General features: G+C 49.4%; 12 protein-coding genes and 1 riboswitch. Of the genes, 1 reads left to right on the top strand and 11 read right to left on the bottom strand.

Annotation, left to right across the window (positions count from 1 at the left end; all coding sequences use genetic code 11):
* The 10 genes from AC5OW4_RS11350 to metK form a co-directional block, all read right to left on the bottom strand.
* Positions 1 to 322, bottom strand: a 322-nt coding sequence (locus AC5OW4_RS11350) for an ATP-binding cassette domain-containing protein (RefSeq protein ID WP_493676979.1), incomplete at its 3' end; no start/stop codon positions are given.
* Positions 323 to 347: 25 nt separating this feature from the next.
* Positions 348 to 887 (bottom strand): helix-turn-helix domain-containing protein, encoded by a 540-nt coding sequence (locus tag AC5OW4_RS11345; RefSeq protein ID WP_493676978.1) that lies wholly within the window; start codon positions 885 to 887, stop codon positions 348 to 350.
* A gap of 534 nt (positions 888 to 1,421) precedes the next feature.
* Complete coding sequence (gene trxA, locus AC5OW4_RS11340; RefSeq protein WP_072684885.1) at positions 1,422 to 1,742, bottom strand: thioredoxin; 321 nt, start codon at positions 1,740 to 1,742, stop codon at positions 1,422 to 1,424.
* A 160-nt stretch (positions 1,743 to 1,902) separates the two neighbouring features.
* On the bottom strand, positions 1,903 to 2,631 hold the full coding sequence (gene nagB / locus AC5OW4_RS11335) for a glucosamine-6-phosphate deaminase (protein WP_072684884.1): 729 nt from the start codon (positions 2,629 to 2,631) through the stop codon (positions 1,903 to 1,905).
* Between the two features lie 85 nt (positions 2,632 to 2,716).
* Positions 2,717 to 3,559 (bottom strand): aldose 1-epimerase family protein, encoded by an 843-nt coding sequence (locus AC5OW4_RS11330; RefSeq protein ID WP_072684883.1) that lies wholly within the window; start codon positions 3,557 to 3,559, stop codon positions 2,717 to 2,719.
* Positions 3,546 to 4,352: a Cof-type HAD-IIB family hydrolase gene (locus tag AC5OW4_RS11325; RefSeq protein WP_072684882.1), complete on the bottom strand. Its 807-nt coding sequence runs from the start codon at positions 4,350 to 4,352 to the stop codon at positions 3,546 to 3,548. The genes AC5OW4_RS11330 and AC5OW4_RS11325 overlap by 14 nt, the downstream gene beginning before the upstream one ends.
* Positions 4,345 to 5,481, bottom strand: a complete 1,137-nt coding sequence (gene nagA / locus AC5OW4_RS11320) for an N-acetylglucosamine-6-phosphate deacetylase (protein ID WP_072684881.1) — start codon at positions 5,479 to 5,481, stop codon at positions 4,345 to 4,347. Before nagA (AC5OW4_RS11320) ends, AC5OW4_RS11325 begins: the two co-directional genes overlap by 8 nt.
* A 331-nt stretch (positions 5,482 to 5,812) precedes the next feature.
* Complete coding sequence (nagA, locus tag AC5OW4_RS11315; protein WP_072684880.1) at positions 5,813 to 6,949, bottom strand: N-acetylglucosamine-6-phosphate deacetylase; 1,137 nt, start codon at positions 6,947 to 6,949, stop codon at positions 5,813 to 5,815.
* 441 nt (positions 6,950 to 7,390) lie between these two features.
* Positions 7,391 to 9,412, bottom strand: coding sequence for a YgiQ family radical SAM protein (locus tag AC5OW4_RS11310; protein ID WP_072684879.1), 2,022 nt, complete (start codon positions 9,410 to 9,412; stop codon positions 7,391 to 7,393).
* A 152-nt stretch (positions 9,413 to 9,564) separates the two neighbouring features.
* On the bottom strand, positions 9,565 to 10,665 hold the full coding sequence (gene metK / locus AC5OW4_RS11305; protein WP_072684878.1) for a methionine adenosyltransferase: 1,101 nt from the start codon (positions 10,663 to 10,665) through the stop codon (positions 9,565 to 9,567).
* A gap of 89 nt (positions 10,666 to 10,754) precedes the next feature.
* Positions 10,755 to 10,843: riboswitch (SAM riboswitch) on the bottom strand.
* 212 nt (positions 10,844 to 11,055) lie between these two features.
* On the opposite strand from metK, the gene AC5OW4_RS11300 reads away from it, so the two are divergent.
* Positions 11,056 to 11,889 carry a Cof-type HAD-IIB family hydrolase gene (locus AC5OW4_RS11300; protein ID WP_072684877.1) on the top strand — a complete coding sequence of 278 codons (834 nt, stop codon included), beginning with the start codon at positions 11,056 to 11,058 and terminating at the stop codon, positions 11,887 to 11,889.
* Between the two features lie 306 nt (positions 11,890 to 12,195).
* Here the strand turns inward: AC5OW4_RS11300 and recQ are convergent, their stop codons facing one another.
* Positions 12,196 to 14,058, bottom strand: coding sequence for a DNA helicase RecQ (gene recQ, locus AC5OW4_RS11295; RefSeq protein ID WP_072684876.1), 1,863 nt, complete (start codon positions 14,056 to 14,058; stop codon positions 12,196 to 12,198).
* Positions 14,059 to 14,249 lie beyond the last annotated feature (191 nt).

The raw sequence follows: 14,249 nt of genomic DNA, 5'->3' as shown, positions 1-14,249 counted from the left end.
AGGAGTGACTGGAGTTCAGACGTGTGCTCTTCCGATCTTCATACACGTTCATGTGCGGAAACAGCGCGTACTTCTGGAACACGGTGTTGATCTCCCGTTTGTAAGGCGGCACCTGGCTGATATCCTGACCGTCGAAAATAATCTTTCCTTCTGTCGGCTCCAGAAATCCGCCCAGAATTCTGAGCAGCGTCGTTTTGCCGCAGCCCGATGGGCCAAGCAGCGTGACAAACTCGTTTTCATAGATATCCAGATTGACGCCCTTCAAGACGATCTGGCCGTCGAATTCCTTCACGATATTCTTAAACTGAATTAGTTTTTTCATCCGTAAATCCCCTTTCTCTAATGGCTTAAAAGATCGGCGGCGTGCAGATCCACAGCACGCGGGCCGGCTGCGCCGAATCGTTTTTCAGACAATAGCTGAACGAACCCTTGATGTAAAACGTCTGCCCCTTTTTGACGATATAGACTTTCCCCGTATCCAGATTGATCAGCTTGATCCGTCCGGACAGCACGTAGCCGAATTCCTCCCCTTCGTGAACAGCGACCTCGTGTGACCGGCCCTGCGGCGGCAGTTCCAGCAGAATCGGCTCCATTTCGTTTTTCTGGGCATTGGGCACGATCCAGTGGATCGTGCAGTCTTCCCGTTCGTCGACGAAGTAGTCGTCGTCGGTAAACACCAGTTTTTCCTCTGTTTCTTCCTGGAAAAACTTCGCCAGCGTCGTGCCCAGCGCTTCAACGATATCCTGCAGCGTCGCGATCGAAGGCGAGGTCAGATTCCGTTCCAGCTGCGACAGGAAACCCTTGGTTAACTCACAGCGGCTGGCCAGTTCCTCCAGCGTCAGGTTGTTTTTCGTCCGCAGCTGTTTGATCCGATATCCGATATCCATCCAACCCCTCCTTTTTCGCCCAGATGTTTAGTAACACTAAACTTCCCGGAAGCATTTAATAAACACAGATATTATTATACATACGCGCCTGTAAAATTCAATAGTTTTAAACAAAAAGATTACTGCGGTTAAACTTTTTCCTGAATTCTACCGCAGCTGTCATGCCGCATTGGCAGGGGGGGGGGATGGAAAATCCAAGCGTAGGAAACCTTGAAAACGTGCTGAAACGCATTCCGATTTCAAGGTTTCAAAAATGGCCTCTTTCCATTCAGTTTCCCCTCAGAGCGAACATTTCCGCTTTTCATGTCTTCCTGCCCCGCTGCCGCTCCCTCCTTTTGATCCCCGGCCGCACTCAAGGCCTATGTGTGCCTGCTTCCTGCTTCGTCTTCTCCTTTTGCCTGTACTCAGTTTTCCCGAATCCGGCAGTCTCATCCCGCTTGGACGTCCAAACAGACAAACACAAAAAAACCGGATACACTGAGTACCCGGCATTGTGATGACAATCGAAAGTCCTTATCTGTTGAATCAGACCGCTTACAACAGACCTTCGATCATGTTTTCCAGCATGTTTTTCGGCTGGAAACCAACGCTCTGCTTCACGGCTTTTCCGCCTTTGAACGCGATTAACGTCGGAATCGACATGACGCCGTAACGCTGCGCCAGATCCTGCGACTGATCGACGTTCACCTTAACAATTTCCAGCTTGCCTTCATATTTCGCCGCGACTTCCTCCAGCACCGGCGCCAGCATCTTGCATGGTCCGCACCAATCGGCAAAAAAATCCACGAGTACCAGCCCGTCCTTCGCTGTTATTTCATCAAATTCCTGCGTATTTACAATTTTCATTGTCTTCATCCTCCTGTTCAGTAATCTAAGTATATCACAGTTTTTTCCTTTGCATACCGAAATGCTCACAGCGGACATCAACGGTATTTCCTTGCGGCCGACTTCATTTGCGCCAAAACAAAACAGCCCGGAGGCTGTTTTGAAGTTATTGATGTAAACTCGGAACGGCTTACAGCTTGCTTGCGGCGCCGCGGTCGACGATGACCGTCACATCCGGATGGTTCTGCAGGATGCTGGCCGGGCAATCTTCCGTAACCGGGCCCTTGATCATGGCGTAAATCGCGTCTGCCTTGTTCTTGCCATTGGCAACCAGCAGGATTTTCTTGGCTTTCATGATCGTCGCGATCCCCATGGTGATCGCTTCAGTCGGAACTTTTTCCCCTAATGGATCAAAGAAACGCGCGTTGTCCTGACGTGTTTTTTCCTTCAGAACGACGGTGTGGGTCAGCGTATCAAACGAGGTCCCCGGTTCGTTGAAACCGATGTGACCATTGGCGCCGATGCCTAACAGCTGGATATCGACTTCAAAGTTTTTCATCGCTTCTTCGTACTTTTCACACTCCGCCTGGATGTTGTCACTGTCGCCGACTGGAACGTGAACATTGGCTTCCGGAATGTCCAGGCCGTTGAACAGGTTTTCATGCATGAACGTCCAATACGTCTGGCTGTGGTCGCGCTTCAGGCCGATGTATTCATCCAGGTTGAAGGTAACGACATTCTTATAGGATGTCCCGTTTTCCTTATGATCCTTGATCATATTCTGGTACAGACCGATCGGGCTGGAGCCTGTCGCCAGACCCAGAACCGGATTGGACTTGGATGTGATGACTTCCTTCATGACTTCAAAAGCTTTTTCGCTTAATTCGTCATAGTTTTCCGTCACAATAATTTTGAACATTTGAAATTCCTCCCTTTTACATCTATAACAATAGCACGAAAACGGTGTAAACTCAACGCTTCGGGCTGTTGTTGCCAAATTAAAATCAGCCGATTTCGATCGTGTAGGACGTCGTGAAGCTGGCGTTTTCACGCAGCTGAATCGTGCCTTCGCGTTCTTCAAACGGAACGTGAACTTCCGCAAAATCGCCGTGTCCATGCCATGGCTCGATGCACAGATACGGAGCGTTCGGCTTGGTCCAGAAAGCCAGCCAGCGATAGCCCGCGACGCTGACTTTAACGCTGTTTTTACCGTTAGTCAGGGTAACGTAAGGCGAGCGCAGATGCTCGAACAGAAGCGTCGGGATGTTGTTGAAGGTTGCGTAGTCCAGCGCAATTTCCTTTTCTTCCTTTAAACACAGCGACGCGTTGGAGCTGGCGGTTGTCTGCGTTTCCGGGCACGCAAAAACGATCTTGTAGTCTTCAAAGCGTTCCCCCGGCGCCATCGGGCAGTTAAACGCCGGATGCAGACCGAAGGAGAACGGCATCATCCGCGGCGAATGATTGTCGATCCGGTAGGTGATCGTCAGCTTCCGGCCGGACAGCCGATAGGTCACCGTCAGTTTGAATTCAAACGGATACTGCGCGCGAGTTTCCTCATTGTCGCTTAAAGATAAAACGATCGTGTCTTCGCTCACGCTTTCGACGGTGAATTCGCTGTGACGGGCAAACCCATGGTTGCCCATCTTATAGGTTTTTCCGTCGATCTGATAGTCCTTGGTCCAGGTGCTGCCGACCATCGGGAACAGGATCGGATTGCGCCCGGCCCAGAACTGCGGGTCGCCCTGCCACATGTGTTCGATATTCTTTTCTTTGTCATAAAAGCTGGTGATTTCCGCCGCCAGCGTTTTTACTTCCACCGCGGCGACTTCATTTTCAATTCTCGGCATGATTTTCCTCCTCGATCAATCCAAAGTGCAGACAGGCTTTGTAGACGCCGTCACGATCAATGTCGTCAGCGATGTAGTCGGCCGCCTGCTTGGCTTCGTCGCAGCCGTTGCCCATTGCGATGCCCAGCCCGGCCCGGCGGATCATTTCCACATCGTTGTAGCCGTCGCCAAACGCCACTGTTTGAGGTTGATCAAAGCCCCAGTGCGCCGCCAGTTCCAGCATTCCGCTGGCCTTGTTCGCATCTGCTGCGGTGACTTCGTTGGCGAAATGCATGACCATCAGATGGGAATTGTGCAGCAGCGGCCGGATCGCGTCGACATGTTGGGCTTCCCGGGTGTAAAAGATGATATTGACTAACGGCTGGTGCTTCCACAGCGTCTGGCCGGGACGCATCTTATACAGAAAATAGAACAGATCGCTGATTTCCTGGGTGTAGTGCAGATCGTGGCTGTTTTCACCATGGACGCCGCTGTAACGCACGACTAAATCGTTGCGGCGGCAGTAATCGATCACCCGTTCGGCATCGCCTTCGTCAATGATTTTAGAGGCGATGATTTTCCCATGATCCATAATGATTCCACCCTGAGCGCAGACGACCCCGTCCAGCAGATCCGTCAGCTTCGGCGGCAGATTGACCAATTCCTCCACCGCCCGGCTTGTGCACAGCGCGATCTGACTGCCGTTTTGCTTCAGCCTTTCAATCGCGGTATACGCCGAGGCGGGAACATCGTGAAGGGTGTGGGAGAACAGCGTGTGATCGATGTCGAAAAAGACGGCGCGGGCTTTACTCATGCAGCATGGCCTCGCCCAGCACCCAGGTTTGGGCTACGCTGTAATCGTCATTGAGCACGCACAGATCGGCGTCATAGCCGGTTTCGATCAAGCCCTTGTTGGCAAAGCCCATCCGCGTGGCAGGATTGATTGTCGCGGCGTTGATCGCCGTCGCCAGCGGCAGCTTCATCATTTCGATCAGGTTGCCGACCAGCACGTTCATGCGGTTGGAGCTGCCTGCCAGCTTACCGTTAGGCAGCCGTCCGCAGCCATCCTCGCCGACCGTCACGTCGCGGCCCTTCATGTGATAGAAGCCCGGCTTCAGGCCCTTAATTGATACGGAATCGGTAACCAGAATCAGTTTATCCTTGCCCTTGACGCGGCCCAGCACACTGGCGACGGCCGGATGCACATGCACGCCGTCGGCGATCAGCTCGGCGTAAATGTTCTCAAAGAACATCGCGGCCCCGGCGGTTCCCGGTTCGCGGTGATGCAGGCCGAGCATGCCGTTGAAGGTATGCGTGAAGCTGTCGGCGCCATCTTCGATCGCTTTGGCGCATTCATCAAATTTCGCTCCGGTATGCCCCATCGCGACTTTGACGCCCTGGGAAACACAGTAGCGGATCAACGCGTGATCGTCATCTTTTTCCGGCGCGATGCAGATCATCTTGATCTTACCTTCAGCCGCCTTCTGGTAACGGTCAAATTGTTCAATGTTGGGTTTCTGAATTAAGTATGGATTGTGCGCGCCCTTGAATTCATGGGAAATCTGCGGGCCTTCGACGTGGATGCCCTGAATTTTTGCCCCGCGGTGATCTTCGTCAATGATCTTGCTGATAAGCGCGAAGGATTCCAGCAGATTGCTTTCCGGAGCGGTCGAGGTCGTCGCTAAAAAACTGGTGACGCCGTCCTGCGGCAGATATTCAATCCAGTTCAGCAGACCTTCGCGGGTCGCATAGTTGCAGTCCAGTCCGTTGTAGCCGTGGCAGTGAATGTCGATCAGACCTGGAAGGATCCGCTTATCGCCGTAATCCACGTCGGCTTTCTGCGCATCATAGGATTCGATGGCCGTGATCTTTCCGTTGTCAAAAACAAGCTGAGCTGGAACGAATTGTTCGTTCAGCCAGACGCGCGTGCTTTGAATTCTCATATTTGCTCCCTCTTTTCTTTGGAGTTTGTCTCTATTTTGTACTCTTATATGCTTTTATAATGGAGATAGATTGAAGCTGGACAGGCTGTTTGTTTAAGACTCGTGAAAATGGAAACGCATCTTGGAATTAAAATCAATCGCTTATTCCAATGCGGAACGTTATGGAAGCAGTTTTTTCTGCTTGGACAAAAACCTTCGCCATCGCAGAGCGCGGAAGGAGTCTGAAAGCGGGGGAAAAACAGAAATCCCCGGCAGCATTCGCTGCAATCTGTCCCGTTTTTCTGCTCCGGCAAAGTCCAACTACAAAGAAAAACCTGAAAGGTTCAGGTTTTTACAGCATTTCTTTTCCGAGGCAGTATGTCTGAACCACGTCGTAATCGCGGTTGAGAACAACCAGATCGGCGTCGTAGCCCGCCATGATTTTACCCTTGCGGTCGTCCATTTTCAACAGACGGGCCGGATTCAGGGAAACCATGTTGACCGCCCAGTCAAACGGCAGCAGCGCCTTTTCAACCAGGTTCTGCAGACCGCGGTTAAACTTCAAAGTGCCGCCGGCCAGCGTGTCGGTGCCGTGCAGATAAGCGGAGCCGTTTTCACGGATATCAATCTGATTGCCGCCCAGTTCATAGTAGCCTGGTTCGCAGCCTTTTGCGCACAGCGCGTCGTCGATCATGACGGCATAGTCGCGGCCCTTTGCGGTAACGTAAGCATTGACCGCCGCCCAGTTGACATGGTTGCCGTCGCAGATGATTTCGCCATAGGTGTCGCGGCAGCGCATCGCGGCGCCGACCAGATTCGGTGTGCGGTGATGCAGACCATTCATCCCGTTAAAGACATGCGTCATGGAATTTGCGCCGTTGGCAATGCCCATCAGCGCGTCTTCATAGGTTGCGCCGGAGTGACCGATGGATACGCAGACGCCATGGCTGGAGGCGTAGCGTGTTAAAGCCCAGTCCGGATCCTTTTCCGTTGCCAGTGTGATAACCTTGATCATGCCCTTGGCGGCTTCCTGATACTTCTTGAACTGCTCAACATCCGGCGTAACGATGAACTGTTCCGGCTGCGCGCCTTTGTTTTTCGCGTTGAGGTATGGGCCTTCAAAATGAATGCCGAGGATTTCCGCACCTTCGTAGCCTTCGTCAACGACTTCCGTGACGTTGATCAGCGCTTTGGTCAGCACTTCTTCACTCTGCGTGACTGTGGTCGGCAAAAAACCGGTGATGCCTTCCTTCGGCAGTCCGGCAGCCCAGGTCCGCAGACCTTCATGATTAGCGTCGTTCGTATCAAAACCCAGACCTCCGTGGCAATGAATATCAATCATGCCCGGCAGGATCCGATCCTCGCCGTAATCCTTATCGACCGGCTTGGTTCCATACGGGTAAATTCCTGTGATCTTCGCGTCTATGATCTCCAGCTGCGCTTCAATGAACGTACTGGAAACCCAAACCTGCTTACTTTGAATAATCATCTTTTAGTCCTCCCTTGATGTTCTTATTATATCCCCTTTGAAAATTGAATTCAACAATAGCACACTGTAAAAATGGCTTTTTTATTCATTGATCCATCAATAATTTGTGATAATAATTTCAGCAATGAAAGCGGTTTGGTTTTGCCTGGAAAAATACCGGGAAACAGGCGGCAAATCGCGAATGAGTCGCCGCTGAATTCCCGCTTTTCAAATTCAGTTTTTGATTTGCAGCTCAGAGTACAGGAGGGATCTGCGGCAGTCTGAATGTCCGGCATGCGATTGGATGAATCGTTTCAACCACGATCTTGCGATGCAGTGGTAAACAAAAAATCGACGGCAGCTGTTTCTGAGAAGACCCGAAGGCAAGCTTCAAGAAAACGCCGCGGGGTGATTGCGGCGTTTTTACTTGCTTTATTTAATTTCTGTTTGTCTGGATATGGATTATCCCCGGCGTTTGCCTTGAGATGAAATCGAGCTTTTGGACGTTTTCCCACGCTGATCAAAACGCTTGTCTGAGGCAGCCTGCTTTTTTCCATCAGCAGCGGCTTTCTCACGCCCCTTTGTGAGCTTTTGCGAGCGGCTTCCAGACCTGGAGTTCCCACTGTTTCTCCCCGACCGCTTGCTTTCTTCCTTTGCACTCCGTCCCGTTTTCTGCCGACTGCCTGCCTCCTGTTTTCCCCAGGGAACAGGCGGAATCAGACAGTCGCGGCCATAACCGATCAGATCGGTCCGGCCGGCGCGGGTCAGCGCTTCATGCACAAGCTTATAATTCCGCGGGGCGTTGAATTGCATTAATGCCCGCTGCAGCTGCTTCTCATGCGGATCCCGGGCGACATAGACCGGTTTCATCGTCATCGGATCCAGCCCCGTCCAGTACATCGTCGTGGAAATTGTCGCCGGGGTCGGATAGAAATCCTGCACCTGCTGCGGAATGTGATTGATCGACTTGAGATAACAGGCCAGCTCGATCGCGTCGTTCAGATCACAGCCGGGATGCGAGCTCATCAGATATGGAACGAGGAATTGATTCATTCCATATTCCTTGTTCAGCGCCAGATACTTCTCCCTGAATTTTTCATACAGGGCGTGATTGCATTTGCCCATCGTATCCAGCACCTTGTCGCTGACATGTTCCGGCGCTACCTTCAGCTGACCGGAGATGTGATACTGCACCAGCTCGCGGAAAAAGGTATCGTCTTGATCGTACATCAGATAATCGTACCGCACGCCCGAGCGCACAAACACCTTTTTCACGCCCGGCAATACCCGCAGATCGCGCAGGATGCTGAGATAATCGCGATGAGAAACCTCAAGATTTTTGCATGGCTTGGGATGCAGGCATTCCTTACCAGGACAGGTTCCGCGCTTCAGCTGATCCTGACAGGAAGGATGGTAGAAATTGGCGGTCGGTCCGCCGACGTCGTGGATGTAACCTTTGAAATCCGGATCCTGGATTATCTTTTTTGCTTCCTCCAGAATCGACTGCTTGCTTCGTGAAGAAATCACCCGGCCTTGATGATTGGTCAGCGCGCAGAAAGCGCAGCTGCCGAAACAGCCGCGGTTGGCGATGATCGAAAAGCGGACTTCATCAATCGCCGGGATGTGATGATACATCGGATGAAAGGTTCGTTTGTAGGGGAGTGAATAGGTAAAATCCATCTGTTGCTGCGTCAGAGGCAGCGCCGGAGTATTGGCGACGACATACCAGCCTTGATACGGCTCGACCAGCACCGTGGCATTGAGGGCGTCGATGTTGAGATGCTGGATACGGAAGCTCTCGGCATATTTGCGCTTATCCTGCGACACTTCTTCAAAGGAAGGCAGCAGCTTATGCTCAAACAGATGATCGATCGTCTTGCATTTGTAGACGGAGCCTTTAATCCAGATGATATCCTGAATTGGCAGGCCGCCGTCCAGTGCTTCCGCCAGCTCGATGATCGAATTCTCGCCCATGCCGTACAATACGAGATCGGCGCCGGAATCTAAAAGGATCGACCGCCGGACTTGATCATCCCAATAGTCATAATGGGCTAACCGCCGCAGTGATGCCTCAATCCCGCCCAGAATCACCGGCGTCTTGGGATAGAGTTGTTTGATTTTCTGGGAATACACGATCGTCGCGCGGTCCGGGCGTTTGCCCATCTCGCCGTTATCCGTGTAATTATCTTTATCACGGCGGCGTTTGGAGACCGAGTAATGATTGACCATCGAGTCGATGTTGCCGGAGGACACCAGAAAGCCCAGCCGCGGCTCGCCAAATTCCATAAAGGGTTCGTCGCGCGTCCAGTCGGGCTGCGGGATCATGCAGACCTTATAGCCGTAAGCTTCCAGCATACGTGTGATGATCGCCGGGCCGAAGGACGGATGATCAACATAGGCGTCACCGCTGACATAGACGAAATCGGGCTGGGTCCAGCCGCGTTGTTCCATTTCTTCACGGGTTACAGGTAAAAAATCAGTCATTGTCTTCCTCCTTGGCGGGTTGTTCCGCGTTACTTTGCCGCCTCACAGTCCAGTCTGAACTCCATTTGAATTTCTTTCAAACGACTTGTTCATTTTAATTGTACTTGAATTTTGTCGTTTTGTCTTCCTCGGCGACGAAGAAAAAGCGCCGGTCAGCGCTTTAACTCAATTAACTTTTCCCAGGCGCAGTCGCTGCGGCCAAAGTGACCGTAAGCGGAATAGCGGCTGTAAATCGGCTTTTTCAGATCTAACTGGCGAAGGATGCTGGAGACGCGGAAATCGAAATTCTTATGGATAATTTCCAGAATTTCCTCGTCGCTGACCTTGCCGGTACCAAAGGTTTCGACATAGATCGAAATCGGTTCGCTCTTACCGATAGCGTAAGAGACTTCAATTTCCAAACGATCCGCCAGACCGGCCGCCACCAGGTTCTTGGCGACGAAACGGCTGTAATAGGCCGCGCTGCGGTCAACCTTGCTCGGGTCCTTGGAGCTGAAGCAGCCGCCGCCGATCCGTCCCATGCCGCCGTAGGTATCGACGACGATCTTACGGCCGGTTGTGCCGCTGTCGCCGAATGGTCCGCCGACGACGAAGGATCCGCTTGGATTTACGAGGATCTTCGTGTCCTTGTCGATCAGGTTGGCGTCGATCACCGGCTTGATGACCTCATTGATGATCTTGGCCCGGATTTCTTCCTGGGTCGCTTCGGCAATATGCTGCGTGGAAACGACAATGGTGTCGAGCCGGACTGGTTTGTTATCATCATATTCCACGGTGACCTGAGTTTTGCCATCGGGTTTCAGGATGGAGTAAGCTTCCTGTTTGCGGACTTGTTCCAGCCGTTCCGCCAGCCGGTGAGCCAGCGCAATCGGCATCGGCATATAGTTTTCTGTTTCGTTGCAGGCGTAACCGAACATAATTCCCTGATCGCCCGCGCCCATATCAGCTTCATCATGCATGACCGCTTCATAGATTTCCGCCGACTGCTTCGACACCTTGGTCAAGACTTCAAATTCTTCTGTGTAGCCGATTTCGCGGATTTTGTCCTTCGCAATTTTCTCAAACGGCAGATCGGCGCTGGTGTTCGCTTCGCCATAGATAAAAATCAGATTGTCTTTGATCGTCGTTTCCACCGCCATCTTGCTGGCAGGATCCTGACGAAGTGCTTCGTCCAGAATCGCGTCGGAAATGGCGTCGCAGATTTTGTCCGGGTGTCCGCTGGTGACGGATTCGCTGGTAAAAAATTTTTTCATAGATTATCCTCCTTGTCTTTTTTATCAAGGCAGATATGACGCATAAGAAAAGCCTTCAGAAAGAAGGCTTCATGATTCATCGTCCTGCTTTCTTATCGTTGCCAGCATTACCACCTTGCTTTCAAGCAGGTTGGTATGAGTTCGTCGAGCTGACTCTCTCCCTCATTCTTGATAAAAAGACCAGGAATAGTAAACCATACCTGGTGGTAAAAAGCAAGGATTTCTCTACATAATCCGCAAATTCCAGACATTTCCGGCTTTCTGCCTGAGCTTGATTTGAATTTTGCGAAGCTTGCCACCCATTTGTATTTTCAGGCTTGTATTCCTTCGGCGGCTTTGGTATCATAGTTAGAAAATATTCGGAAAGAGGAAAGAGGAGGATTTTTGTTTATGAGTTCAATACGCCTGATCGCCACCGACCTGGATTTCACATTACTGAACGAACATTTTGTCTTAACCGAAACCACAAAGGAAATTCTCAGCCGAATTTTGGACAGCGGCGTGGAATTTGTGCCGTGCAGTTCCCGGCCCTTAGGGGAGATTCCGCAATGGCTGCGGGAGCAGAAAAAAATTCGCTGGATCGTCACGGCCAACGGAGGCTTGATCGTGGATAATCAAACGGGAGAGACGCTGGTTTCCAATACGCTGCCTGCGGCCAGAGCCAAAGCGTTATTGACAAAGGCGGAACCGATGAATCCACATTGGAGTTGTTTGATTGAAGGCCGGCTTCACAGTCATCTGGCGATTCTGGACGACCGGAAGGCGTTGAAGATCGACGGTTCTTATTTGAAAAATATTTTGAAAAACCGGATTTGGGAATCGGGGAAGGATTTCTTGGATGCCCTGCCGGACGCGCAGATCGCGAAGATTCATTTTATTACCAGCCGCGATTATCCGGAAAAAAAGCAGGCGCTGATCAATCTGTTATCGGATGAAGAGGGAATTGAACTGACGTCTTCGCATCCGTCAAACCTGGAGATTCTGCATCCGCAGGCGAATAAAGGCGAAGCGTTGAAATGGGTCATGCGGCAGCTGAACTGCACGCCGGAGGAAACGGCGGCATTTGGTGATAACGCCAACGACCTGCCGATGTTGAACGTCGCCGGACACAGCGTCGCTGTCGCCAACGCGACGGAGGAAGTGCTGGCGATGGCGCGGCATCATGCGTTATCGCATAAAGAAGACGGGGCCGCGCGGATGATGGAGCAGCTGGTGTTTCAGTAGGGAGTAAAGAAGAAGCTTTTTCAAAGTATGTCCATCACGGTTTATCCTTGTCTGTCAGAATACATGAATAGAAATTAAAATCATATATAAGAGGCCGGTAGGCAGAGACAATCTCACTCTGCTTTACCGGCCTTTTTCTTATCCTTTTATGATTAAAACATTTATCCGGCTGATTCTTATTCAATCATTCAAATTACAATGGCTATAACATCATTTCTCATTAAATTCAATCTTTTATGGGAACTCCTTGCTTTCCACTCATCTCACAATACTTATTTTTCTTCTTTTAACTCAAATATCGTAAACTTAAACATTATCTTGAATTGAGGTTTTATCCTCTTGATGCGTCTTTTTAAAGTCCACAATGACCGCTAAAAATCGTTGTCCATATTTTTGTAGTTTATTAACGCCGACGCCTGCGATATCTAACATGGCCTCTTCATCAAGCGGCAATCTAACACACATTTCAATCAATGTCTTATCATTGAAAATGATATATGGCGGTAATCCTTCCTCCCTCGCAATATCTGTCCGAAGTTTACGCAAAGCATCAAATAAAACATAGCCAGCGGAAGTAAGCTTGTCTGTATTTCTTTGCTTACTCTTTATTTTTCCAGCTTCCTGTGTTTTTTCTTCAGTGACTTTTAAAATCACATGGGTATTCTCATCTTGCAGCATCGTGATATCGCCAAGCTTCAAAACTCCATATTGGTCCTCTGTCTGCACCAAATATCTCTGATTAATAAGTTCATAGATGAGCTCTCGGATCTGTGACACAGAGTATTCCTTTAATGCTCCATAGGTTTTGTAACGATTCGTACCTACCTCTTTGAGTCTTGCACGATTTGCACCGATTAAGGTTCCCAATACTATCGTTAATCCGTACCGGCCTCTTGTTTCTGCAACGCAATTGATAACCTGTTTCGCTTCTTCAGTCATATCGATTTTTTTATAGTCTTTCATGCAATTACCGCAGTTATCGCAAGGTTTTATTACTTTTTCCCCAAAATAATCTAAAATGGTATTTCTCAGACATTCATTGGTTCTGCAATAATTTTCCATAATTTTAAGACGCCTGGCATCCCGTTGTTTTATAATCTCAATTTCCTCAGAAGAAAGATCAGAAAAATCTTTATTTTCCAGCAGGAACTTGTTGATCATGATATCCTGGGCTGAAAATAATAGGATGCATTGTGAAGTCTCGCCATCCCGACCTGCACGGCCTGCTTCTTGATAATAACTTTCCATGCTTTGAGGCATATTATAATGAATCACATACCGAACGTTCGATTTATCAATGCCCATCCCAAAAGCATTCGTTGCCACAATGACCGGAGTTCGGTCATAGATAAAATCATCCTGATTTCTTTTTCTTTCCTCTTTGTCTAATCCGGCGTGATAGCGGGTGACAGAAACACCTTGTTTGGAAAGCAACATAAAAAGGTTATCTACGTTTTTGCGAGTCGCGCAATAGATAATTCCGCTTTCCTTCGCATGTTTTTGAACATACTCTATAACAAAACGATCTTTATCTTTTCTTTTTTCTACACTATAAAATAAGTTTTTCCGATCAAATCCAGTCACGACCACCTCCGGTTCAATCAGATTTAAAACACAGAGTATATCTACTTTTACTTCTTGCGTTGCGGTTGCCGTAAATGCACTGACAATCGGGCGTTTTGGCAAACTTTTGACAAATCCGATGATTTTCAAATAACTTGGTCTAAAATCTTGACCCCATTGAGAAATGCAGTGAGCTTCGTCAACGGTAATCATGGAAATATCAGCTTGACGGGCAAAATGAATAAAATCGTGACTTTCTAATCGTTCCGGAGCAACATAGATAATCTTATAGACTCCTTTTTCAGCAAACAGTAAAGCTTTAGCAAATTGAGCTTCGCTCAGGGATGAATTAATAAAAGCGGCGCGAATTCCAGCCTCATTTAAAGCCTTGACCTGATCCATCATCAGTGATATCAGCGGTGAAATTACCAATGTAATCCCAGGCAACATCACAGCAGGAATTTGATAGCAGATTGATTTCCCTGCCCCTGTCGGCATGATTGCCAATGCATCGCGCCCCGCAAGAATTGCATTAATGATTTTCTCCTGACCTTCTCGGAAAGATTCATAGCCAAAATATTTTTTCAGGTACTGTCTTGCGTCCATCTTCCATCCCTCAAATCTAATTCATAAACCTATATCAATCATAACATAGAAATTTAGTAAACTGCTTGGATATTTGAAGCAAGTATCTTAAAGATAGAGTGTTGTGAATTGAAAAAGTAAACGCAGCCTTAAGACTAAAAGAAATTGCATTTACTTTTGCAAAGACGCGGACTGCATTTACTCGTGCAAAT

This window comes from Holdemania sp., assembly GCF_986127675.1.
Note: the sequence above shows the minus strand (reverse complement) of the source record. Positions and strands in the feature narration are given on the sequence as shown.

Coding starts and splice junctions, on each gene's coding strand:
- AC5OW4_RS11345 (WP_493676978.1), bottom strand. CDS start 887: ATGGATATCGGATATCGGATCAAACAGCTGCGGACGAAAAACAACCTG.
- trxA (WP_072684885.1), bottom strand. CDS start 1,742: ATGAAGACAATGAAAATTGTAAATACGCAGGAATTTGATGAAATAACA.
- nagB (WP_072684884.1), bottom strand. CDS start 2,631: ATGTTCAAAATTATTGTGACGGAAAACTATGACGAATTAAGCGAAAAA.
- AC5OW4_RS11330 (WP_072684883.1), bottom strand. CDS start 3,559: ATGCCGAGAATTGAAAATGAAGTCGCCGCGGTGGAAGTAAAAACGCTG.
- AC5OW4_RS11325 (WP_072684882.1), bottom strand. CDS start 4,352: ATGAGTAAAGCCCGCGCCGTCTTTTTCGACATCGATCACACGCTGTTC.
- nagA (WP_072684881.1), bottom strand. CDS start 5,481: ATGAGAATTCAAAGCACGCGCGTCTGGCTGAACGAACAATTCGTTCCA.
- nagA (WP_072684880.1), bottom strand. CDS start 6,949: ATGATTATTCAAAGTAAGCAGGTTTGGGTTTCCAGTACGTTCATTGAA.
- AC5OW4_RS11310 (WP_072684879.1), bottom strand. CDS start 9,412: ATGACTGATTTTTTACCTGTAACCCGTGAAGAAATGGAACAACGCGGC.
- metK (WP_072684878.1), bottom strand. CDS start 10,665: ATGAAAAAATTTTTTACCAGCGAATCCGTCACCAGCGGACACCCGGAC.
- AC5OW4_RS11300 (WP_072684877.1), top strand. CDS start 11,056: ATGAGTTCAATACGCCTGATCGCCACCGACCTGGATTTCACATTACTG.
- recQ (WP_072684876.1), bottom strand. CDS start 14,058: ATGGACGCAAGACAGTACCTGAAAAAATATTTTGGCTATGAATCTTTC.